The 24,032-nt window shown below is 68.8% G+C and carries 13 protein-coding genes; 3 read left to right on the top strand and 10 right to left on the bottom strand.

The window, feature by feature from the left end; translation table 11 throughout:
- Positions 1-24 precede the first annotated feature (24 nt).
- From QTI05_RS19145 to QTI05_RS19125, 5 genes are read right to left on the bottom strand one after another with little or no spacing between them, the layout of a single operon-like run.
- The gene (locus tag QTI05_RS19145) at positions 25-2,127 is read right to left on the bottom strand and encodes a site-2 protease family protein (RefSeq protein WP_286620281.1); all 2,103 of its coding nucleotides are present in this window, start codon (positions 2,125-2,127) and stop codon (positions 25-27) included.
- Positions 2,121-3,473, bottom strand: coding sequence for an efflux RND transporter periplasmic adaptor subunit (locus tag QTI05_RS19140; protein WP_286620280.1), 1,353 nt, complete (start codon positions 3,471-3,473; stop codon positions 2,121-2,123). The genes QTI05_RS19145 and QTI05_RS19140 overlap by 7 nt, the downstream gene beginning before the upstream one ends.
- A gap of 25 nt (positions 3,474-3,498) precedes the next feature.
- Positions 3,499-4,284, bottom strand: coding sequence for an efflux RND transporter periplasmic adaptor subunit (locus QTI05_RS19135; protein WP_286620278.1), 786 nt, complete (start codon positions 4,282-4,284; stop codon positions 3,499-3,501).
- Entirely contained in the window at positions 4,281-6,182 is a 1,902-nt protein-coding gene (locus QTI05_RS19130) for a TolC family protein (RefSeq protein ID WP_286620276.1), read from the bottom strand. The genes QTI05_RS19135 and QTI05_RS19130 overlap by 4 nt, the downstream gene beginning before the upstream one ends.
- 29 nt (positions 6,183-6,211) lie before the next feature.
- Complete coding sequence (locus QTI05_RS19125; RefSeq protein ID WP_286620274.1) at positions 6,212-16,981, bottom strand: cadherin-like domain-containing protein; 10,770 nt, start codon at positions 16,979-16,981, stop codon at positions 6,212-6,214.
- Between the two features lie 317 nt (positions 16,982-17,298).
- Between QTI05_RS19125 and QTI05_RS19120 the strand changes: the two genes are divergently transcribed.
- The 3 genes from QTI05_RS19120 to QTI05_RS19110 all read left to right on the top strand — a co-directional run bounded on the left by QTI05_RS19120 (position 17,299) and on the right by QTI05_RS19110 (position 19,873).
- Positions 17,299-17,814 carry a hypothetical protein gene (locus QTI05_RS19120; RefSeq protein ID WP_286620272.1) on the top strand — a complete coding sequence of 172 codons (516 nt, stop codon included), beginning with the start codon at positions 17,299-17,301 and terminating at the stop codon, positions 17,812-17,814.
- A gap of 68 nt (positions 17,815-17,882) precedes the next feature.
- Positions 17,883-18,449, top strand: coding sequence for a DUF2239 family protein (locus QTI05_RS19115; RefSeq protein ID WP_286620270.1), 567 nt, complete (start codon positions 17,883-17,885; stop codon positions 18,447-18,449).
- A gap of 125 nt (positions 18,450-18,574) precedes the next feature.
- Positions 18,575-19,873 (top strand): MATE family efflux transporter, encoded by a 1,299-nt coding sequence (locus QTI05_RS19110; protein WP_286545420.1) that lies wholly within the window; start codon positions 18,575-18,577, stop codon positions 19,871-19,873.
- Between the two features lie 35 nt (positions 19,874-19,908).
- Here the strand turns inward: QTI05_RS19110 and QTI05_RS19105 are convergent, their stop codons facing one another.
- The 5 genes from QTI05_RS19105 to QTI05_RS19085 all read right to left on the bottom strand — a co-directional run bounded on the left by QTI05_RS19105 (position 19,909) and on the right by QTI05_RS19085 (position 24,027).
- Positions 19,909-20,115, bottom strand: a complete 207-nt coding sequence (locus QTI05_RS19105; protein ID WP_286620268.1) for a DUF2783 domain-containing protein — start codon at positions 20,113-20,115, stop codon at positions 19,909-19,911.
- Positions 20,090-21,706, bottom strand: a complete 1,617-nt coding sequence (locus QTI05_RS19100) for an FAD-dependent oxidoreductase (protein ID WP_286620267.1) — start codon at positions 21,704-21,706, stop codon at positions 20,090-20,092. The genes QTI05_RS19105 and QTI05_RS19100 overlap by 26 nt, the downstream gene beginning before the upstream one ends.
- A 98-nt stretch (positions 21,707-21,804) precedes the next feature.
- On the bottom strand, positions 21,805-22,038 hold the full coding sequence (locus tag QTI05_RS19095; protein WP_286544181.1) for a hypothetical protein: 234 nt from the start codon (positions 22,036-22,038) through the stop codon (positions 21,805-21,807).
- Positions 22,025-22,372, bottom strand: coding sequence for a hypothetical protein (locus tag QTI05_RS19090; RefSeq protein WP_286544180.1), 348 nt, complete (start codon positions 22,370-22,372; stop codon positions 22,025-22,027). Before QTI05_RS19090 ends, QTI05_RS19095 begins: the two co-directional genes overlap by 14 nt.
- Before the next feature lie 71 nt (positions 22,373-22,443).
- Entirely contained in the window at positions 22,444-24,027 is a 1,584-nt protein-coding gene (locus QTI05_RS19085) for an MFS transporter (protein ID WP_286620265.1), read from the bottom strand.
- Positions 24,028-24,032: the final 5 nt, after the last annotated feature.

Genomic DNA, 24,032 nt, shown 5'->3' with positions numbered 1-24,032 from the left:
GGCAACGCCTGCGGTCGCGGCTGCTCAGAATCCAGACTGTTGAATGACAACGGACAGGGCGCTGTCGAGCCAGCCATGCGCGAGGCTTTCGCGCACTCCCTCGAAATGAACGCGCACCTCGCGCACGGCGCTGAGCGGCTCGTCGGTCTCGCCCTCGACCGTCACGCGGAACCATGCTTCGGCCGGCCGCAGATCCTTCTTCGGCAGGGTCGGGTTCAGGGCGATCGGGCCGCCGTGATCCTGTGCCAGCAGCATGTGGGGCAGGCGCTTGACGGGGCTGTTGTCGATCGCAACCACCTTGCCCTCCAACTTGCGTGTGCGACCTTTCACGATGACGGTCGCCGGCATCGTGGTCGACAGACGCTGGCGGTCGCGCTCGGGCACCAGCGCCTCGACGCGCCAGCGCCGCCCGTCCACCACCATCGCGACCAGCTGCGACGGGCCGACCCAGGTACCCGCGCGCACCAGCGGATCGACATCCCGAACCTGGCCCGCGTAGGTCGAGACGAGGCGCAGCCTGAGCAGTTCGGCCTCGCGCGCGCGGCTCTCGGCATCCCATCGCACCGCGAGCTGTTCGGCCACGGCCAGTTTCGCCGCAGGGCCGTCGTCCAGACCCAGCGCCCCACGTGCCGTGCGCGTGTAGGCGGCCGCAAGTGCGCGTGCCTTGTCGCGCTCTTCGGCCTGGTTCGGCGCATCGAGCGTGAGCAGTTCGCTGCCGGGCGCGATGGCCTGCCCGTTCGTCATGTCGAGTGACACGAGCCGCGCGGCAAAGGGCGAGTAGACAGGCTGCTCCGCACCCGCCTTGACGACCCCCGCGGCCGAGATGCCGGCATGCCATGGCACCAGCACGAACAGAGCCGCCGCGGTCAATGCCAGCAGCCATCCGAGCCTGCGCCGGCGCGGTATTTCCGCGCGCCGTTCGCGCCAGACGCGCAGTTCGGCGAACACAGGGCGGCCGACGAAAACGCCCAGCTCCACGATGAACAGCAAGACGCCGAGCGCCTTGAAAAAGGCGTGGTAGACCACCACCGCGATGCCGACGAACAGCACCAGCCGATAGATCCAGGTGGCGAAGGCGAAGGCGATGAGGAAGCGCCGGAATCCGGCCGAGAGCGTCTCGGGCACCGGCTCGTTCAACCCGAGCAGCCAGTGCCGCAGGCAGCGCCGCGCCTGTTGGCCCGCGCGTTCGTGCAGGCCTGGGAAATCGAGCGCATCGGTGAGCATGTAGTAGCCGTCGAAGCGCATGAAGGGACTGGCATTGACCAGCAGGGTCAGCACCCAGGCCGTGGTCGCCAGGAAGAAAAGCGCGTTGCGCAGATCGCCGTCAGGCAGAAACGCCCAGAAGAAGGTGCACCAGGCCGCCAGTACCAGCTCGGACGCGATGCCGGCGGAGGCAATCGCAAACCGATGGCGCGAGCGCTCTAGCTTCCAGCTTTCGCCGGTGTCGGTGTACGCCATCGGCCACATCACCAGCAGCGCGACGCCCATGTGCCCGACCCGCACGCCGTGCCGTGTCGACACCAGGGCGTGGCCCACCTCGTGCAGCAGCTTGGAGAAAATGAGCGCGCCTGCGAAGCCGAGCACCCCTTCCCAGCTCAGCGCGCCGCGCAGGTTCGCCTCGACCGTGTCCCACTGGCGTGCCGCCAGCACGAGGCCGACCAATGCGGCGGCCGCGCTGAGCCCCGCGAACCAGCGCGTGAACAGCCAGCTCACCCACGGCAGCAGCCTGGCCAGCAAGTGGGCCGGACGTACCAGGGGGATGCGCACGAACAGGTAGTTGTTGAGCAGCCAGCGCCAGGCCGGCATCGGCGCCTTCTGGCGCACGGCGCGCAGCAGCTGGTGGCGCGCGAGAAAGCCCTGGAACTGTGCAATGTCCTGCGGCTCGGGTGCGAGGGTGGTGGCTTCGCCCACCTGCCTGGCGATCGCCTCGGCATCGGCGGCGGGCCAGCGCTGCAGGATCTCGAATTCGAGCCAGCCGATGCGGAAGAACAGGTTGCGCACCGGATCGCAGATGTGCCAAGCCGGCGAACCGTCGCGGTTGGCGCCAGCCGGGTGAATCTGGAGTTCTTCGCGCAGCGCCGGCCAGGGCGCCGTGCCGGCTGCCGCCGCGCCACTGCCGCTCAGCATCCGCACCACTCCCGCGCCGCGGAGAACGGCCGGCGGAACATCAGGTAGCCCAGCACGGTCCAGTCGCCCGAGATGCGTGCCGTGCCGCGCAGGCCGATCCGGGCGACCGTCGACGCTGCTTCGAGATGCCCGCGCAACTGGTAGCTCGCCACGCCGTTCGGCGCTTCGACCGCCTGGTACCCAGCGTAGTCGAGCTGTGCGGCAACCGGGTCGAGCGGCGCCACGCGCATGAACAGCGTCATCGGCGCGCCGATGGCCAGGTTGACCGCCTCGTTGACCGGTGCCCAGGCCTGCACGCCGAGCGATGCCGGATCGGCAAGAAGGCCGACACGCTCGCCGGTCTGAACTGGCCGGCCGGCCCAGTCGTCCGGGTCGGAATAGACGAACACGCCCTTGGCGGGCGCCTTGATCGACAGCTGGGCCACCTCGCGCTGCAAGGCGTCGACGTCGACCTCGCGCTCGCGCAGCTTGCCGTCGGCCAGGTTGAGTTCGGCCTTGGCGCTCTGCGATTCGATCGCGCGCTGGGAGGCCTGGTGCAGCTCGAGCCGTGCGCTCGACAAAGCAGCCTGCGCCACCGCCAGGCGGTTGAACAGCGTCGTGTCATCGAGCTCGGCGATGATCTGGCCGGCTTCGACCGGCGTGTTGGGCGGCACCACCATGCGCTTGATGACGCCGTCGCGCGGCGATGCAATCACCTGGCTGCGCAGCGAGATCACCTCGGCCTGCACCAGCGCGTATTCGCGCACGGGGATCAGCAGCACGAGCGGCAGCAACACCAGCGACCAGCGCAGTGCCTTGCGCGCCCACAGGGAGCGCCAGAGCGTCCCGATCGAGCGGCGTCGGGCGGTCAGCGCCCACCAGGCGTGGCCATACATGCCGGCAGCCTGCAGCAACAGGTATTCGGGCGCCTGGCTGTCGAAGTCGCTCGGCCAGGGGGTCTCGCGCGCCAGCAGCAGCAGCGCGTGGGCATGATCGTCCGGGCCGGCCAGCGGCAGCACCCAGACGTGATCCGGCAGCCAGTCGGCCCACGAGGCGGCGAGCGCAGGCGGCAGCATGGCGGGCGACAGCGCGAGCACGCGCGCGGCCGGTGGCAGCGCATCGAGCTGGGGCCGCAGGTGTTCGGCCAGCTCGGCCAGCCACAGCGCGTAGGGCGAATCGGCCTCGACATCCGCCAGTCCGGAATGCGCGACCAGCCGCGTGCGTCGTGCGCCGAAGTAGCCGACCAGCGCCGCCTGTCGGTAAGGCGCGAGCGCCTGGGTCTCGTTGCAGATGATGAAGGCCAGGTCGGCGGCGCGGCGGGCCGCACGCACCTTCGCGCCCAGCGCGTGAAAAGCCATATCGCTCATGGCGATCCTTTGCGTCGGCGCGCGCTCAACTCGGCGCGGGCGATCGAACCTGCCCGCTCATGCCGGGCAGCACCTGCCCGGTCGTGCTCGCGAGCTCGGTTTCGATCTCGACCGTCTGGCTCACCGCATCGACGCGGCCGGACACGCGCGTGACCTTGAGCGCGCAGACGCTGCCGGTCTCGTCCACCTTGCCCTCGAGGCTGTCGCCGATCTTGAGCCAGGCCAGCCACTGCGACGGCACATTCATGCGCGCCTTCAGCGGGCCGTTGCCCACCAGCTCCACCACCGGTGCGCCGGGATTCACGCCCTGCCCCACCTTCACGTGGACACGGGCGATCTTGCCGGCGAACGGCGCCACGAAAGCGCATTGGGCGACCTGCGCATCGAAGATGCGGATCTGGCTCTGCGCCTTGTTGACATTGGCGGCAGCAAGTTCGACCTCGACCTCGGCCGCCGACTGCAGGCCTTGCAGCTTCTGCTTGGCCTCGTACTGGACGCGGGCCGACTCGGCTTCGGCACGGGCGGCATCGCGCCGGGCCTGGATTTCGGCGCAGTCGAACGCAGCCAGCACCTGGCCGGCACGGACGGTGTCGCCGAGGCTCGCCGGCACCCTGGCGATGCGGCCAGCGACCGAAGCCGACAGGATGCTCTCCTGGCCGGCCACGACCAGGAAACGCACCGGTGCGCTGTTGGTCGCGTTCTGTGCCGGCGCCGGCTGTGCGGCGGCCGGCAGGCCGGCACCCAGCGCGGCCAGCACAACTGCGAAGGCGGCGGTACGGCGCAGGCCCGAAATTCCCGATGCGCGGCTCACGGCTTTTGCGCCACGGATGCGCTCTCGCGGGCCAGGCGCCGAACGTCCGAGATCACGGACAAGGCCGCCGCCTCGGCGAAGGCGCCGAGCGATCGTTCGGACGGCGTGTCCGGCAGGAAGCTCACGTAGCTTTGCGACAGCAGTTGCCGTCCGCCCGGCTCCGCCAGCGTCACGCGCCATTGCGCGCGCGCAGTGGCACGCGAGTCCACGCGTTCGAAGCTCAGCGTCAGCACCAGTGCATCGCTGCCTTGTGCGGTCCGCAGGTCGTTGCGTGTGACGATGCGCTCGACCGCGCTGCGGACAGCGGGTTCGCCCACGCCTGCGGGCAGGTTGACCACGCGCACTGCGATCGGACGCGAAAGGGTCTGTGCCGCGCCGGTCTGAACGAACACCATCTTCTCGCCTTCGAGCAGGCTCTTGTCGATCGCGCTGGCCAGCGTCGGGATGTCGGTTCCGGTCACGGTGTCGGGCAACAGGTCGATGCCGACCGAGTTCAGCACCCGGGCGTAGGAGGCCTGCGTGGCGGCGTAGGCCGTCGCAAACTGGAAGCGCGAAACCAGTGCACGCGAATCGGTGCGCAGGGTCTCGAGTTCGCTCTCCAGACGATTGCTGCTACCGGCGCGCGAAACGCTGGCCAGGCGCTGGTCGACGCGACTCGACTCGGCTGCCAGTTCCTGGTCGACCACGGCCAGCTTGTAGCGTTCGACGGACACGCGCACCTGCGTGATCACCGCCATCGCGAGCGCCTGGCGACGTGCCTCGTCGGTGCGCTTGCGCGCCTCGTTGGTCCGGTTGATCGCGGGAATGGCGGCCAGACGGAACAGATCCATCGACACGCTCAGGCCGGCATCGGCCCAGTTGCTGTTGTAGAGAAAGCTGTTGGAGTCGTAGCGCGGCCCGGCATAGAGGTTGAGGCTCGGGAACAGCGCTGCGATCTGCTTGCGCGTCTCGTTGATGCCGACGCGTGCCTTGTAGTCTTCCTCGCGCAGTTCCGGCCGGTTCTCCAGTGCCGAGCGCTCGAGCTTGTCGATGTCCAGCGCTGCGGGCGCGAGGCGATCCTCCGGCTTGTCCACCAGCGTGAACTCGGTGCCCGGCGGCAGGCTCATGAGGGCAGCAAGTTCGCGCTTGGCGAACTGCATCTCCTGGCGCTTTGCATTGACCAGCGTCATCGCGTCGAGCAGCGCACGCTGGTAGGCCAGGCCCTGGGTCGGCGGCAGCACGCCGGCGCGCTCGGCTTCACGCGACTTGCCCAGCGCATCGTCGATGCGCGTCGACAGCTGATCCGCCTCGGCCAGCAGGCGCTGCGCGCCGAGCGCGCGCCAGTAGGCGTTGCGCACGTCCTGCACGATGTTCTGCAGGATCTTGCGGCGGCGTTCCTCGGCAATGTTGACCTCGTCGGCGGCCTGCTTTGCACGGAAATAAGCCAGGCCGAAATCCAGCGCGTTCCACGACAGCGTGGCGCGGCCGTAGTAATGCGAGCGCTCTTCCGAGGTCGAGGGCCGCAGGCTCACGACGCGATCTTCGATGCCGACGCTGATGCCGCCCGAATCGTTGTTGCGCTCGTTGTAGCCCGCATCGGCGACCAGCTTGGGCAGCATGTCGGCGGCCGAGACATCGAGCAGGCCGCGCGCGAGCGAGCTCTCCATCATCTTGAGCCGGTAGTCGAGGTTGTATTTCAGCGCGCGCGCCAGCGCATCGGAGTAGCTGATCGGGCCGCCGAGCGGCACCTGATCCTTGTACATCTGCGTCTGGTCGTTGGTGACGCGCTGGGCGATCTCATCCTTGCTGAGCTGGACGGGGTTGACGCTGCAGCCCGCCAGCAGTACGGCGATGGCAGCGGCAGCCCAGGTGGGTGCGCCAGCGAGTTTCGATTTGTTCACGGTAAGGCTCTTGCTCATGTTGCTCTGCATTTCAAAAATGGATCTGTTCAAAGGGGGGCGGCAGGTACCTTGACGCGCACGGCGTCGCGCTGCTGCACCCGCACCACGTCGCGCACGGTGCCGCGCTCACCGGCGCTCGCCGCCAGCCGTGCCGTGAACGATCGCGCGGTGTCGGTTGATACCGGACGCCCCGCGGTTGGTGCGCGCGGTGCCGTTGTGGCACCCGGAACCACGATGCGCTCGCCCTCGCGCGGCGCTGATGCGTCCTTCGATGCCTCCGAGGCCTTTGCTTCCGGAACCGGCGCGGCGAAGTCCGCGAAATCACCGAAGAGCGCATTGCTGCCGTCAGGCAGTCCCGCGCCCAGGCCGCGCTGTGCCAGCGATTGCTGCACGTCGCCCAGCATGCGCAGCGAGAACCCGACTCCGTCGCGGCCCACGTGCTCGACGTTGGTCATGTCCTGCCTGATTCCGAACAGGTCGATGTCGTCGATCAACGTGCGCGATGCGCCGCCCGCCACGCGCGTGGCGATGCGCGCCGACATCGACTGGCTCGTGTGTTGCGATTCGCGTACCGAGAGTTCGATGAACAGCGCGGGCGTCATGCCCTGCGAGATGTGGCGCTGCTCCGAGGGGTACTGAACCGGGAAGATCTGGTCGCCGGCGAGAGGCCTGAACTGCGACGCGCCGCGGATCGTCACGACCAGTTGTGCGGTGCTGGTGCTGCCGTCGGCATCGGTGATGGTGTAGCTGAAAACGTCGGTCAGGGTCTGGCCATCGCCCAGCGAGGCGACCCGCGTATTGCTGTCGTTGACGGCGTAGGTGTAGCTGCCGTCCGCATTCAGGCGCAGGCTGCCGTAGGCACCGGCCAACGCCGGCCCGCCCACCACGCCGGCCCGGCCTTCGAACGAGAAGCCGATCACCGGTTCGGCGACCGCATCGGCGCCGAGGCGGTCTGCCACGTCGCCCGTGCCCTGCCCGGCCAGACCAGGCAGGTTGCCCTTGACCGTGGCACCCGGCAAAGCGGTGCCGAGGCTGGCCGCGTCGTCGCGCGCGGTCGGCACGTCGTCGAGCACCAGCACGCGCAGGGTGCCCGATGTGGTGTCGCCGTCGCGGTCGCGCACCGTGACGGCGATGTCGTCCGTAACTTCACTGCCACCGTGCTGCTGGTGACCGGTGAGCGTGTAGCTGTAGCTGACCGTGCCGGTGGCTGGATCGAAACCGGTCAGCGTGATCAGGCCCTTGTCGGTGGCGATCACGATCGGGCTCGATCCGAGGCTGGCCAGTTGCGCCGGCGTCAGCGTGGTACCGCCAACGTCGATGCTGCCAAGGCCGTCCGGCGTGCGAACCACGAAGGTGCCGGTGGTCGTCTCGCTGGCATCGCCGCCGTCGCCGAGCCCTCGCTCGCTCACCGTGGCCTGGCCGGTGGTGCCCGCGCCATTGCCGTCCGTCAGCGACAGCACCACGCCATCGTTGCGGCCGCCGATGGAGATGGTGAGCGTGGCGGCGGCGGTGTCGCCGTCGGCATCGGTGATGGTGTAGTTGACCGTCTCGGTCAGCGTCTCGCCGGGCAGCAGATGCTGCACCGCCGGATTGGCGTTGTCGAGCGTGTAGGTGTAGCTTCCGTCGGCGTTGACCACGATGCTGCCGTACGCAGTGGTGAGCGGGCTGCCCACGCTGCCCATGCTCGCGCCGAAGCTCACCGCGGTGACCGGCACGCCGTTGGCGTTGTCGGCACCGTCCGTGTCGTTGGCCTTCACGCTGCCGCTCACCGTGTTCGGCGTTCCGTCCTCAGTGATCGCTGCACTGTCGTTGCCCGCCTGGGGCGTGTCGTCGACGATGCGCACCTGCAGCGTTCCCGTGCTCGTTGCGCCGCCCGCATCGGTCACCTGCAGCGCGACGGGATCTGCGCTCTCGGTGGCGCCGGGCTGGCCGATCGGGTTCTTCAGCGTGTAGGTGTAGCTGAGCTCGCCTGCCGTGGGCACGCCGCCGACCGTGCTGGTCGCGGTGAAGCCGGTCAGCACCAGCGTGCCTTCGCCGGTGTCGATGGTGCGCGGCGTGGTGCCGAGCGCCTGCAGTTGCGCGACTGTCAGCGTGCTGCCGCCGACCGTCACCGAGGCGAGTCCGTCGGCCGCGCTGATGGAAATGGTGCCGCCGGTGCCTTCGCTGGCATCGGTGCCCCCTGCCCCGTCCGTGAGGCCGCGCTCGAAGACTTCGGCCTGGCCGGTGGCAGCGCCGTTGCCGTCGACCGGAACAATCGACGGGCCGCTGGCCACGTCCGTATGGCCGTTGATCGTGATGGTGAGCGTGGCGATCGACGTGTCGCCGTCCGCGTCGGTGATGGTGTAGCTCACCGTCTCGGTCAGCGTCTCGCCATCCTTCAGCGCATTGACGGTCGCGTTGTTGTTGTCGAGCGTGTAGGTGTAGCTTCCATCGGCGTTGACGACGACGCTGCCGTACGCCAAGGCGAGCGGTGCGCCCACGGTGCCTGCCGTCGCGCCGAAGCTCACAGCCGTCACCGGCACGGTGTTGCTGTTGTCGGCGCCGTTGCGGTCGTTGATCTTCAGGTCGCCGCTGACGGTGCCGGGTGCGGCGTCTTCCGTGATGCTCGCGGTGTCGTTTGCCGCGACCGGCACGTCGTCCACGATCAGCACGGTGAGCGTGCCGTTGGCAACGTCTCCGTCGCGGTCGGTCACGACCAGCGCAAATGGGTCGGTGACCTCGCCGCCGGCGTGGTTCTGCGGCTGCACCAGGGTGTAGCTGTAGCTCACGTCCCCGGCCGTCACCAGCGCGCCGACGGTAGCCGTTGGTGTGAAGCCGGTGATGCGCAGTTCGCCCGCGGCGCTGGTGATGATCACCGGCGCGCCCGGGGTCGCTGCCTGGAGCTGTGCGAGGCTCACCAGGGTGCCGTTGACCGTGATGCTGCCCAGGCCATCGGCCGCGGCGACAGCGAAGGTGCTGCCGGCGGTTTCGCTGGTGTCGCCGGGGCCGGTGAGGCCGGATTCATTCACCGTGAGGTGCCCGGTCGCGCCCGCATTCTGGTCGGGAACGGTGATCGACGGCACGTCGTCACCGCCACCACCGTTGGCAGCGCCGGTGATGGTGATCGTGAGCTGCGCCGTGTCGGTGCCGCCGGCACCGTCGGAAACGGTGTACGTGTAGACCTCGGTCAGCGTTTCACCGGCGATCAGCGCCTGCACGCGCGGATCGGCGTTGTTGAGCGAGTAGGTGTAGCTGCCATCGGCGTTGAGGACGACGCTGCCGTAGTTGCCCGCCAGCGGGCTGCCGACGGTGCCGGCCGTGCCGCTGCCGGCCTCGGGGCCGGTGCGCACCGCGCCGACGGTCAACGTCAGGTTGTCCAGGTCGGTGTCGCCCTGCCCGGCCACCCGGCCGGTGATCACGTTGCTTGCCACGCTCGCCACGTCTTCTGCGATGGCGTGGGTGTCGTCGTTGGCGGTCGGTGCGTCGTTGGTGGCGACTATCGTCAGCGTGCCGGTCAGCACGTTGCTGTTGAGCGCCGGGCCGCCTGCATTGCCGCCGGCCTGCACGTTGTTGCCGTCGTTGACGATGATCGTGTAGACGCGATCGGTGTCGGCGCCGTAGTTGGTCGGGTTGTCGCTGGTGCTGCGATAAGAAAGCGCATTCAGCACCGCCTGTACTTCGGCCACCGTGGTGTCGGCGTCGAACTGGACGAGCAGCGCGGCGCCGGCGCCACCGGAGACGGTCACGCCTGCAGGCAGGCTGCCATCGACCAGCAACACGTCGCCGGGCTGGTAGCCGTCGAGGCTGACCGTGATGCTGCCGGCACCGAAGGTGCCGGTGGCAAGGCCCGGGGTGGTGGCCAGGTCGAGGTCGGCCACGCTGGCGCCGGTGAGCAGCGCAGTCGGCGGGATGCTGATGCCGGTGCCGGTCTGGCCGTTCTCGGTGGCCGTTGCATTGGTCGGCGTTCCGGCGAGCACCGGCGCGTCATTGCGCGGCGCGACGCTGGTGGCCAGGGTGTGCACGGTCGACCAGTTGCTGGTCTGGCTGGCGACGGTCGCGCTGATGTCGCCGGTGCCGGCCACCACGGCGGTGTCGGACACGCGCACGGTCAGGGCACCGGGTGCGCCGTTGTAGTCGGCCGCGGGGACGAAGCGCAGTTGGGCGTTCGGCGCCAGCAGCGTGGCGCTGGTGTCGGATGCGTCCAGCGGCACCGCGGTCCAGCTGGCGCCGTTGTCGGTCGAGTACTGCCATGCACCCTGCGCGCTGGTGGACGCGTTGCCGACGATGGCAATGCCGCCGAACGGCGATGCCGCATTGCCGCCACCGGCAATGCCGGTCTGGTTGTCGGTGGCGTCGCTGTAGCCGCCGCCGAACAGGCTGCTGGCAGTGGCGGCAGGCGCCGGCTGGCCCTGCTGGTCTTCGACGCCGGCAGCCAGCGTGGCATTGCCCGCGGTCGGACGGTCGTTCACGTTGGCCACGCTGGTCGACAACACCACGGTGCCTGTGCTGTAGACCGAGGTTCCACCGGTGCCGCTGGTCAGGTTCACGGTGCTGCCCGAGGTCGGGTCGGCGGTGGCGCTGTCGTTGTTGGTGTCGGTCTCGACCAGGCGCACCGTGAGGGCGTTGGGCGTGCCGTGGAAGTCGGCGGCCGGCACGAAGCGCAGTTGCGCCGTGGCCGCGAGGACGAGCGCGTTCCCGTTGCCGCGCGCGCCGACGGCGAACCAGTTGCTGCCGTCCAGCGAGTATTGCCAGGCGCCCTGGGCCGGGTTGAGCGCGACGCCGGTGATGGCAACGCCGAAGAACCCGTCCGCCGAAGTGCCGCCGGTTGCACCTGTGCCGCTGTTGTCGATCTGGTCGGCCGCATCGCTGAAGTGGCTGCCGAACAGCGTTGCGACGGTCGCGCCCGCAGCCCCGCTGCCTGCGTCTTCGTTCACGGCTGCGAGCGTCTCGGTGCTGCCGTTGACCCTGACCGGTGCGTCGTTCACCGCGTTCACCGTGAAGTTGATGGTGCGCGTGGTGATCAGGTCGGCCGCAGCGCCGTCCTGGTAGGCGAAGGTGCCGGTCGTGCTGTTGTCGCCGGGAGCCAGGGAGCCGGGCCGACCGCCCGTGTTGCCCTGGTCATCGACCACGATGGTGACGGCGAACGCGCCGTTCCAGTCGGTTCGGGCGGGCGTGCCCGGCGCATCCGGCAGTTGCACCGCGATCGTGTTGATGCGGCTGTTGATCTGAGCCAGCGTGCCGGTGATGCTGACGGAAAGGCCGTCGCCGGCAATGCTGGCGCTGCCGCCAGTGCCGGCACCGATGCCGGTGATGGTGAAGCCGGCCGGTACCGACACTGTGGTGGTGAGCACGCTGGTGGCCAGCGCATCCTGGTCGGTCACGGTGATGCCGCTGAGCGTGACGCTGCTGCCGCCTTCATCGATCGCCAGGTTGCCGGCGGCAATGTGGGCCGGGTCGTTGATCGACGACGGGAACAGCGTGCGGTAGGTCGAGGCAACGTTGGCCGCGAGTCCGCCCGGCGTTGCCGCGTAGGGATTCACCGCCGTCTGCGCGGGCAGCGTGGTGCCGTTGCCGGCGTTGTCGTTCTGGCCGCCATTGGCGCCGGTTACCACGCCGCCGCCGTCGCGCACGCGGTCATCGGCGATCACCTCGACGCGATACATCACGTCGCCATTGGTCAGGTTGCCATGAAGGGCGACCGCCAGGCCGTCCAGATAGGCCTGCACCTGCGCCCGCGTGCCGCTGATCACCAGCGCGCTGCCGGTGCCGTCGTAGGTGCCGTCGATCGTGACGCCCGATGCGCCGTTGCTCGAGGTGATGGTGATGTCGCCGTTGGTGCCGTCATATGAGGTGGACGGCAAGGCATTGCCAGCCGCATCGGTGATGCGCACCGTCACCTGCAGGAAGTCGACCTCGCCATCGGTCACGTCAGAGGCCGCGCCGTTGGTGGCGATGTCGCCCTCGATGTCGATGTCGCCGAGCTGGAAGCCCGCGACCGCGGTCGGTGTGGCACCACCGGTCAACGTGACCGGTGTGGCGGACGTCACACCCCCGGTGAGCGTGACCGTCGGCGCGTCGTTCACCGGCGCGATGGTGAGGGCGACGTTCACGTCGGCCGGATTGTTCGCGACGCTTCCGGCGCCGACATCGTCGCCGATGCGCGATCCGGTGTCGTCGAACGATACGGTGAGCGTCACGTCGCCTGCAGCCGCGCCATTGGTGTCGTCGTTGACGTTGGCGGCGCTGCGATAGGTCAGGCCGATCGAGGCGCCGCCGTTGAGCAGTGCCTGGATGTCGCTGGCACGGCCGGTGAGAACCAGTGCGCCGGTGTTGTCACCGGTGATCGAGACCGCCTGGCCGCCGCCTGGCGTCACGCTGCTCTGGGTGCCCGCGCCACCGATGCCGAGCGTGCCGCTGGGCACGTTCAGGCGCACGGTGATCGGCGTGTCGAAGCCGGCCGACTCCGGATCCGCCACGACGAAGCCGCCACCGATGTAGGTGGCCTGGTCTTCGTTGACCGTGGCCGATGCCGGGGCGCCGAGTGTGCCCGGATCGTTCTGGCTCGACGCGTGGATGCGCACGGCCGCGGCCGATACGTTGCCCGTGATGTCGCCCGTGGTCGGCACGGCAGCGCTGTACCAGTTGAACTCGGTGGCGGGAACGGCAATGCCCGGCGCACCGGCCGGCTCGGCCTCGTTCACCGGGCCGCCGTTGGCACCGCCCAGCAGCGCGCCCGTGCCGGCGTTGCGCAGGCGGTCGTCCGCGATCACCTGCACTTGGTAGGCCGTGTCGCGATCGGTGCTGAACGTCACGTTCAGCCCGGCCAGCGCGGCATTGACCTGGGCGCGCGTGCCGCGCAGCGTCAGGTAGTCGCCGGCGCCGTTCTTGTCGCCATCGACCGTGACGCCGCCGAACGTGCTCGAGCTGATGGTCACGCCCGCGTACGCAGCGGCGTTGAAGGCATTGCCGGCGGCGTCCTGCAGGCGTACGGTGACCTGCAGGAAGTCGGTCTCGCCGGCGGTCGGTGTGTCGAAGTCGGTATCGGCCACGCTGAAGCCGGACACCGGGTTGCTGGTGCCGGTTGCACTGTCGATCGCGATCGGCCCCGCGGGCCCTGTCACCACCGGCGCGTCGTTGGCAGGCGTGACGTAGATCCAGAACTGGTTGCCCGGTTGCTCCTTGTCGCCATCGCCCAGGCTGAAGCTGAAAGAGTCGCCGGGCGGATTCGTGGGATAGCTCGCCCCGTTGGATTCGTCGCCCGAATGAAGGTAGTAGATGCGCCCGAGCGCGACGTCGGCCTGGCTGAACGAAGAGCCTACCCCCAGCGACAGGAAGGTGATGCCATCGGTCGAGTAGGCGATGTTGCCGTGCGCCGCGGCGCCGGTGATGGTGTACTGCACCTGCGTCGTGCTGCTGTCGGGGTCGAAGGCCGTGAGCATCGACGTGGAGATCTGGGCATAGCCGCCTTCTGCCACCGTCAGGGGGTTGTTGACCGAGGTCGCCGGGTCGGCCTGCGTCGGGTCGGGCGCGATCTGCGGCGCGTCGTTGACGTTGGTGATCTGGATACCGACATTCGCGGTGTTCGAGGTTGCGCCCCAGCGATCCACGGCCCGCACGGCGAAGGTGGTGCTTCGCACTTCCGACCCGTCGCTCACGAAGCGCAGCCCGGTGGTGCCCGCCGCTCCGGTGATCAGGGCCGCGTCGAGGTGCTGGCCGGCTGTCACGTCGATCCAGCTTGCGCCGCCATTGGTCGAATACTGCAGCGTACCGCCGGTCGGCAGCGTCATCACCTCGAACTGCAGCGCGCCCGCGCCGCTCGCCGCGTTGTTGAAAGCGTAGTCCGGGTCGCCGCTGCCGGGCAGCGTGGCGGCGGCTTCCAGGTAGCCTTCGCTCACTGCATCGTCCGGATCGGTGATCTGCAGCTGGCCGGTCGTGATGTAGGCCGTGCCGCCTTCCGGAATCACGGTGCTGGAAGAGCCCACCGTTTCGGGCGCGTCATTGATCGGGGTGGCATAGAAGGTGAAGCTGGTCACCCAGGCGTCGGGGCGCAGTCCGCCCGCGCCGTCCGATACCAGCACGCCGGCCGATGCCGAAAGCTGCACATTCGACTGGAAGTCTTCGCTGGCACCGTCGTGTACGAAGCGGATGCTGCCGGCGTTGAGGTCGGCCTGGGTGAACGTGTCATAGACGCCCAGGTCGACCCACGCGGTTCCGTTGAAGCGCTGCAGCGCGCCGTTCCACTCGCCGCTGCCGGAGCCTTCGAAAGCGAGCACCGTGTAGATCACCTGCGAAGGTGGCACGCCATCGGCCGTGTAGCTCAGCCCGGGGGTAATGCTGAAGTCGCTGCCGGTGCCAGCCAGCGTGAGGGTGCCGCCCTCCACCAGGGTTCCGCGCGAATTGCCCGTGGCGTCGGTGCCGCCATAGGTCGATTCGCCACGTGCCGTGACGGTGCCGATCGGTGTGAACGTACCGCCGTTGCCTGCCGGTGTTTCTGCCAGGTTGATCGTGAAGTTGAAGGTGCGCAGGCTGTCGTCGTTGTAGTTGCCCGGCGTCGCGTTGTCGCTGTAGACACCCCCGTTGCGCTCGACGCGTGTGCCGTCCGCGTTCCAGTGCACCGCCACCGTGCCGTCGAGCACCTGGAACTGGAAGTTGTCGGTCTGGTTCGGCCCGGCGCCGACCACCTGCACATACTGCACTCGGCCGGCCTTGACGTCGGCCACGGTGAAGGTGCCGCCGTTCGGCAGCCGCTGCCCGTTCAACAGCAGCTGGCCCTGGTCGAGTCCGGCCTGGGAAGTCACGGCAATGGTGAGGCGGTCATCGGCCGAATCGACGTCGAACGCGTTCAGCATCGCGGCTGTGAGCGTGACCGTATATGGCCCGGTCGCCGTGCCCACGGCTGTGACGGTGGCCTGCAGCGTGCTGAGCGGATCGAATGTCGGGTCGTCATCGACCGGCCGGACGTTGATTGCGATGGTCGTGCTGGCGGTCTGCACCGCGCCCGCTCCTGCGCCGCCGCCGCCATCTGCCAAGGTCACGCCGAAGCCGTCGGTGAAGGGATAGGTGCTGACCGGGTCGACATCGCTGTCCCGGTTTCCGGTGTTCGAATAGGTCAGGCCGCTGCGTGCGGTGTAGGCAAAAACGAAGCCGGCATTGATGTCGGCCTGTGTCACGGTCCGGTTGCTGACCAGCTGCGACACGCCGCCGATGGACACCGTGCCGCTGAAGAACAGCGTGCCATCCGTCGGCAGGCTGGTCAGCTGAACGGTGAGCGTGCTGTCAGCATCGTCGCCGCCACCTTCGGCCACAATGAAATTGCCGACCACCGAAGCAGGCAGGCCGTTCACGTCGAGCGCGTTGGCCGGCTGGCCTTCGAACACATTGCCCGCACCGCTCACGCTCGGCGCCTGGTTCAGTGGCGTGACGTTGAGGCTGATGGTGGCCGTGTCGGAGCGGGCAGTCGGCGTTGCGCCGTCGTTGACCCTGACGCCAAAGCTGTCGGGCGTGTTCTGGTTGGCTTCGGTGGCGGTATGGACATATGCCACCCTGCCGTCGATCACGTCCTGCTGGGTGAAGACCGCGCCGATACCGAGCCGGTTGCCATCGAGTGCGAGGTAGCCGTACGTTGGCGCAACCGCCAGCGAGTAAACCACCTGGCTCGGCACCTGTGTCCCGAACGACACCTCTGCGTCGAGCGCGTTCAGGGTGGCCACCGAAAGCACCGTGCTCCCGATTTCGTTCACGCTCTGCGTGCTGTCGGCGACGCTCGTCGGATCGTTGGACGGCGTGATGGTCACGTTCAACGCCCGCGTGGCCGTCAGTGCCGGCGTTTCGGAGTCGGTCACGGTCACGATGATCCGGGTGGACGCAGCCGAGTTGCCCAGCTCCACGTCGGCCGACGTGAACACCAGTTGATTGACCCAGGCATTGGCATTTGCCACGGTTCCGGTGAAGCGATAGCCGCCGGCCACCGAGGTCACGCCGGTGGTCGATGCGGAAGACAGAGTGCCCCGGCTCGGGTCTTCCACCACGACGTCCACGGTCACAATGCCGGATCCATCGTCGGTGATCGTCCAGCCGGTGAGCGTGGCACGGTCGGCGCCCGCGGCGTTCAGGCTGCTGGTCTCGGCCACAGTCAGTCCGGTCGCGGTGGTGTTCACCGTGGGTGCGGCCAGCACGCCGTCGAAATTCGCGTCGGCGAAACTGCGTGCCTCGATCGTGCCCGTGGCCGATTCGAGCGCCCAGTCCGCGCCGCGGCTCGCAGCGCCTGTTGCATCCGACGAGGAAGCCACGTCGGCGCCCGTCAGGTTGCCCAGCGCATGCGAAAACTGCTCGCCGTCGGCGGCAACGTCGCAGCCGTAGAGCAGGATGTCGCCATCCGCGCTCAGGCTGGCGCCGATGGCCTGCCAGGCTGCGGCGGATTGCCCGAGGCTGGCTGTGTCCACGCGCTCGTTGCCCAGCGTGATTTCCCCGGCGCTGCCGTGGCTCAGGATGTGGATTGCGGTGATGCCGGTCTGGCCCTGGAGCGCATCTGCCAGTTGCTGGACGCCGGACGAACCCGGGTCCAGCAGCACGAGTTGGGCGCCCGCCGGCACGGCTGCAACGAGCTGCTGCCAGTCCGCGACGTTCTTGTCGACGACATAGACCTCGTGCGACACGGACGGCGCCGGCAGCGCTGGTGCCCCATGCCCTGCTTCGGTGGCGACGTCCCGCTGCGCAGCGCCGGGTGTCAGCGGTGCCAGTTGCGCGACCGGCGCGTGGTGCGCTTCAGCGGGCGCTGCATCTGCGTGGGGAGCTTCCGCCTGGGAGGCCGCTTCGACGATGGCAGCGCCATCGAACAACTGACGACTTTCAAGTGCAAAACGGTGTGAGCGGGGCCGGAGAAACGCAGGCGTGGAGAAAGTCATTCAGAGCAGCTCAGGGAAAGTCTCGATGGAGTGCAATATGCAAGAAACGCATACCGCGCGACGCGAGGCGCATTGTTGTCTGACGACTGGCAATCGTTAACAAACGTGTCCCTCTAACTGTGACGTTGTTAACGATCGCAACAATTTTGGTTGCGATAACGCAACGGAGCAATTCCGAGCCTCCGGCGCGCTTGACGGGGGACCCATGTCGGGCCCGAATCCGCAGCCTGCGGCGCGGCTAAGCTGCACCCATGAAACCCGCGCCCCGCCCGCCGCTGCGCAGCTTGCTGCGCGCCGTGCTCACTGCCCTGCTGGTGCCGGTGTTGCTGTTCGAGGAATGGGGCTGGGCACCCCTGGCGGCCCTGGCGGCGCAGCTTGGGCGGTTGCCGCTGTGGGCGCAGCTCGAACGCAAGGTGGCCGGGTTGCCGCCCTGGGGCGCGCTGCTGCTGTTCTTTGCGCCGGTGGTTGCGCTGTTTCCGGTCAAGCTGTTGGCGCTCTACCTGTTTGGCCGCGGCCACTACACCAGCGGCCTGGTGCTGCTGATCGGCGCCAAGCTCGCGGGCACCGCGGTGGTGGCGCGGCTGTTTCAGCTCACGCTGCCCGCGCTGATGCAGATTCCGCTGTTCGCGCGCTGGTATCCGCGCTGGAAAGACTGGAAGGACAGCGTGCTGACCGCCGTGCGCCAAAGTGCGCCCTGGCGCGCGGTGCGCGCACTCAAGGCGGCCGCGCGACGCTGGTGGCGCGTGTTGCGCAGGCGCACCGACTGAATCCAGGTCGCATCTATTTTTACCCGGGTAGATTGAATTTCATGTTTTGCCCGGGTAAAATTCGGCGCATGCTGATCGAACCCGCTTCCCCCACCCTCACCGCCTTTGCAGATTTCCAGCGCATTGCCGCCGGAACGCGCGCCGAGGTCATCACACAACTGCGGCATCGCGCCGACACGATGCCGGTGTTCGTCTTCGATGACGCCACCGGTGAACCCCTCGATCTCGATCTGCGCGACAACGCGCCTGCTGCGGCCGCCGACAACGCCGCCGAGCCCTCTGCCCGCGCGGTCGGCCGGCCCAAGCTGGGCGTGGTGCCGCGCGAGGTCACCCTGCTCCCGCGCCATTGGGACTGGCTGAATCGCCAGCCCGGCGGCGCCTCGGTCGCGCTGCGCAAGCTGGTCGAAGATGCGCGCCGCGTGCATGCCGACCGCGACACGGTGCGTGCCTCGCGCGAAGCCACCTACCGCTTCATGAGCGCCATCGCGGGCCACCTGCCGGGCTTCGAGGAAGCCTCGCGGGCCCTGTTTGCCGGTCAACACGAACGCTTCGACACGCTCGTTGCCGACTGGCCGGACGATGTGCGAACGCATCTGAACAAACTCTCGGCCGCCGCCTGGGGCGAAGCCGCATGAAGCGCCGCGATGAACTCGAGCCCGTCGACCCGCGCGTTGCCGGAAAAATCGCCGAGCCGCCGCGCGGCCGTGGCGAGGTGCCAGGCCGTCCGCTCTGGAAGACCTTCCTGGTGTTCCTGGCGCCGATGCTGGTCAGCAACATCCTGCAGTCACTCTCGGGCACGCTGAACAACGTCTACGTCGGCCAGATGATCGGCGTCGGCGCGCTGGCGGCGGTGTCGAGCTTCTTTCCGGTGATGTTCTTCTTCATCGCCTTCACCATCGGCCTGGGCGCGGGCGCGTCGGTGCTGATCGGCCAGGCCTGGGGCGCACGCGATACGGCCAAGGTCAAGGTCGTGGCCGGCACCACGCTCTCGGTCGGCATTGCTTTCGGCCTGCTGGTGGCGGTGTTCGGCGGCGCCTTCACCACGCCGTTGCTCGCCGCGCTCGGCACGCCGCCCGACATCCTGGCCGACGCGACGCGCTACGCCCGCATCATGCTGATCGCGATGCCGGGCTTGTTCGTGTTCCTGCTGTCGACGGCCATGCTGCGCGGCGTGGGCGACACGGTCACGCCGCTTTTCACGCTGCTTATCTCCACCTGCATCGGACTGGTGCTGACACCGGCGCTGATCCAGGGTTGGGGTGGTTTGCCCAAGCTCGGCGTGGCGAGCGGCGCGGCGGCGACGGTCGTGTCGTTCGTGGTGGCGACCACCTGGCTTGGCTTTCGGCTGCGCGCCCGCAAGAGCCCGCTTGCGCCCGATGCCGAGTTTGCGCGGCACTTGCGCATCGATCCGAAGATCCTCAAGACGGTGCTGAAGGTCGGCGTGCCGACCGGCGTGCAGATGATCGTGATCTCGCTGGCCGAAGTGGCGCTGCTCTCGCTGGTGAACAGCTACGGCTCGAATGCCACGGCGGCCTACGGCGCGGTCAACCAGGTGGTGGCCTATGTGCAGTTCCCGGCTATTTCGATCGCGATCACCGCGTCGATCCTCGGCGCGCAGGCGATCGGTGCGGGCCGTGCCGACAAGCTCGGTGCCATCGCGCGCACCGGCCTGATGATGAACCTGGTGCTGACCGGCGGGCTGGTGCTGCTCGGCTACCTGTTCTCACGCCACCTGATGGCGCTCTTCATCACCAGCGAGCCGGTGATCGAGCTCGCGCAGACGCTGCTGCACATCATGCTGTGGGGCACCGTCGTGTTCGGCATGGCCTCGGTGCTCTCGGGGATCATGCGGGCCAGCGGCTCGGTGCTGATGCCGACGGCCATCGCGATCTTCTGCATCGCCTTCGTCGAGGTGCCGGTGGCCTGGTTCGCCAGCCACCGCATCGGCCTCAATGGCATCTGGGTAGCCTACCCGGCCGCGTTCGTGGCGATGCTGGCCCTGCAGACCGCCTACTACCGGCTGGTGTGGCGCAAGAAGGCGATCACAAGACTGGTCTGAGGCGGCAACAGCCTGCCCTCGATCGGCCGGGGAAGTCAGGGCAGCGCGCGGTCGAGCGGACGGCCGGCGAGCTGCGCGACCTGGGCGATGGCGCTTTCGACCGCGGCCGCGTCGTCGAGCTTCGCGGCCAGCACCAGCACCAGTTGGGCGAGCAGTGCGTTCTGCTGCTCGGGCGGCAGTCCATGCGTGAGCGCGATCAGCGATTCGAGCAGGTCGTCAAGCTGTTGTTGGGTGCAGGGCATCGGAATACGGCGCAAGCGCCTGTTGCAGATCGAACGAACCCGCATCGGCGCGGCGTGCCGCCAGATGCTGATCGGGCCGGATGAGCCAGGCCTCGCCACCGCCGGCATCAACGCCGAGCTGGCGCAGCAGCGCGGCGCGGCCGGAGGTGTCGCAGTGCGGGCCGACCGCCACCACCTGCAGCAGCGGATGCTGCAACGCCTGAGGTGCGCTGTCGCCGAACACCAGCAAGGTGAACCAGGGGCCGAGCAGGCGGTGCAGGCTTTGCCCGCCGCCCGCGTCGAGCAGCACGTCGGGCAAGGCGGTGCCGGCGTCCGCGCCCTCGATCAACGGCGAGTTGCGGTACACGCTGGGCGCCGACAGCCGGCCGGTGTTGATGAGCCGCGCGGCCCACGGCAGCGTGGGCGCCAGCGCCATGATCGCGTCGCGCCACAGCTGCACCGAAGCCTGGCCACGCGGATAGACGAAGCGCGACGAGCGCCGCGCCTGCCGGATGTTTTCGAGCGCGCCTTCGCGGCGCTCCTGCGAATAGCTGTCGAGCAGCAGGTCGACATCCGCACCCGGCTGCTGCAGCACCAGCGCGAGCTTCCAGCCGAGGTTGTCGGCGTCCTGCACGCCGCCGTTACCGCCCCGCGCGCCGAACGGCGCCACCAGATGCGCGGCGTCGCCCGCGAACAGCGCGTGCCCGTGGCGCATCGACTCCAGGCATTCGTGGCGATAGGCCCAGGCGCCTGACCAGGCCACGTCGAAGTCGAGCTCGTCGCCCAGCAGCGCCTGCACGCGCCGACGCATCGCCTCGGGCGTGGCGGCTGCGTGCGGATCTTCGTCCTCGCGCAACTGGAAATCGAGCCGCCAGGTGTCGTCGGCCATCTTGTGGCGCCATACTGCGCGGCCGTTGTTGCCGCTGGCGTCGAGCCAGGTCCAGCGCTCTTCGGCCCAGGTGCAGTCCTTCACCGTCACGTCGATGATGATCCAGCGGTCTTCGGTGCGGTCGTGCACCTTCGGCGCCAGGCCCATCAGCGCGCGGCAAGGGCTGAAGGCGCCGTCGCAGGCGACCAGCCAGTCGGCTTCCAGCGCGTAATCGCCCGCGGGCGTGTGCACGGTCAGTTCGACGTGGTCATCGCGTTGCGCCAAACCGGTGACTTCGCTGCGCCAGCGCAGGTCGGCCAGAGGCTCGGCCTGCAGCGCCTCGACCAGGTACTGCTCCACGTAGTACTGCTGAAGGTTGGCGAAGCCGTTGTGGCGCAGGTCGGGTTGATCCTGCAGCGTGAACGAGGTTACCGGCAGGTCGGCGCAGAGCACGCGGCCGACGTTCCAGCGCACGCCCTTGGCCACGATGCGCGGCGCCACGCCGAGGCGCTCGAAGATGTCGAGCGTGCGCTGCGCCCAGCAGATGCCGCGCGAAGCCAGCCCGCGCACGCCCACGGTGTCGTCGTCGTCCAGCAGCAGCACAGGTACGCCGCGGCGCGCCAGGTCGAGCGCGAGCGTGAGCCCGGTCAGCCCGCCGCCGACCACCACCACGGAATGGCGCGGCGCCGGCCCGCCGTCGAGCTCGCGCGGGCGACGAAACGGGTAGTGCGGCAACGCGTGCATGCGGCCACTTTAGGCAGCCGCCAGCGGCTTGTCTGCCCCTGCAAACGAGGACATGAAAAAAGCCGCTGGCAGCGGCTTTTTGCGGGTTGGCGGACGGATCAGGCCTTGTTGGCTTCGTCCAGCGCCTTGCACGAGGGCGAGCACACCGCCTGCGACTTGCCGAGCAGGCGCTTCATCTGCAGCGAGGCGCGTGCACGGTGCTTGCCGCACATGTAGCACGACATGGTGCTGCCGCCGAAGGACGAAACCTCGGCATAGGGCGAGCCCGAAGGCTTGGATTTGTAGCGCAGGCCGCCTTCGACCACGGCAGTCTTCGTATCAGCTTTGGCCATTCATGGCTCCCGGGTTCAGGGGGCGCATTGCGCGGGCAATGGCTTCCCTGGCTTTCAATTCAGCGCCAAGCGCCATGTCCAGCCCGCTGCGGCAGAGGCCCGCGTGCTGGTAATTCAGGTTTTCGTACAACTCGGCCGCAGCCGGGTGGGTGTCGAGCAGCACGCCCAACGCCGGATCCGGCGTGACGTCGTTGAACTCGTGCACCAGGTGCGTCACCACCGAGCGGTACTGATCGGCAGCGACCGGCACGGCGCTGTGCTCCAGTCGCTCGAGCAGTTCGGCGAGCGTGACCAGGTTCGTCATGTGCGCGGCGGTGGTGTGGGATGCGTTCATGCGGGGGAGTTGGGGCCGATTGGCGAGATTCCAAGCGGCGAACCCCCGATTGTAGCCGGGCTGCTATCGTTTTAAGAGCGCGGCGGGCCTGCGCGGCGTATCCACCACCAGGCGCTGAGTGCGCTCAGCAGCGCCAATACCGCGCTGATGCCCATGATCCAGCGAAAGCCCGCCACGAAGGCGCCTTGCACCACCTGCCGCAGTTGCGCCGCCGTCGCCGCCTCGGTGCCCGGCGGCAATTCGATGCCGGCCAGCTGGCTGCGCCGGGCCTGCAGGTAGCCGATGGTCTCGGGGGTTGCGCCAACCGCCTGCAAGCCTTCGGCCAGCCGCGCATCGAAGGCCCAGGCCATGACCACGCCGAACACCGCGATCGCCAGCACCGCCGCCGCCCGCGACACCGCGTTGTTGACGCCCGAGGCCGTGCCGGCCAGCTCCGGCCCGACCGCGTTCATGACCGTGGTGGTGAGCGGCGCCACGGTCACGGTCATGCCGAAACCGAGCACCAGCACGCCCGGCAGAAACCCCGTCCAGTAGTTGACCTGCAAACCCGGCAGCGCCAGCAGCGCGAAGCCGACGCCGGCGATCGCCGGCCCGATCACCAGTGGCAGCCGCGGCCCGAACCGGTCGACCAGCTGGCCCGCCCAGCCCGAGAGCAGGAACATGAGCAGGATGAACGGCAGCAGCGCCGCACCGGCCACGGTCGCCGAGTAGCCCTGCACCTGGATCAGGTTCAGCGGCAGAAAGTAGAGCCCCCCGCCCAGCGCCGCGTAGAGCAGCAAGGTCAGCAGGTTGGCCGCGCCGAAGTTCGCCAGGCGGAACAGGCCGAGCGGCAGCATCGGCGCCCGGCTGCGCCGCTCCACGGCCACGAAGGCCGCGCCGGCCACCAGGCCGAGCACCAGTGCGCCCGCCACGAGCGGAGCGCCCCAGCCCTGCGTCGGCGCTTCGATGAAGGCATAGACGATGCCGCCGAGCGCCAGCGTCGCCAGCACGGCGCCGGGCCAGTCGAGCGGGCTCGATGTGTCGGGGCCATGGCTTTCCGGCACATGGCGCCAGACGATGCCCAGCACCAGCAAGGCCATCGGCACATTCACCAGGAAGGCCCAGATCCACGAATAGTGGTCGACCAGCCAGCCGCCCAGCACCGGCCCGATCGCGGCCGTGATGCCGCTGAAGCCCGACCAGGTGCCGATCGCCTTGCCGCGCTCCTTCTCCGGAAAGGCCGCGCTGATCAGCGCCAGGCTGCCCGGCACCAGCAACGCCGCGCCGACGCCCTGCACTGCTCGCGCCGCGATCAGGTGCTGCACCTCGGTGGCGAGTGCGCAGCCGGCCGACGCCAGCGCGAACAGCGCAACGCCGGCCGCAAAAACGCGCCGCCGCCCGAAGTGGTCGCCGAGCGAACCGCCGACCAGCAGCAGCGCTGCGAGAAACAGCGCATACGACTCCACCACCCACTGCGCCTGGAAGGCGGTTGCATGCAGATCGCGCTGGATCGCCGGCAGCGCCACGTTGACCACCGTGCCGTCGATGAAAGCCATGCTGGAGCCGATGATCGCGGCGGCCAGCACCCAGCGCTTGGAGCCCTCAGGGCAAGGCGTCGCCGGGGCAGCATGCTGGATCAGCGTGTTGTCGCAGGGCGCCTTGCCGATCCCGATCATGCCGA

Source organism: Variovorax fucosicus (assembly GCF_030316825.1).
Lineage (GTDB): Bacteria > Pseudomonadota > Gammaproteobacteria > Burkholderiales > Burkholderiaceae_C > Variovorax > Variovorax fucosicus.
This window is presented reverse-complemented; position numbering and strand designations above follow the sequence as displayed.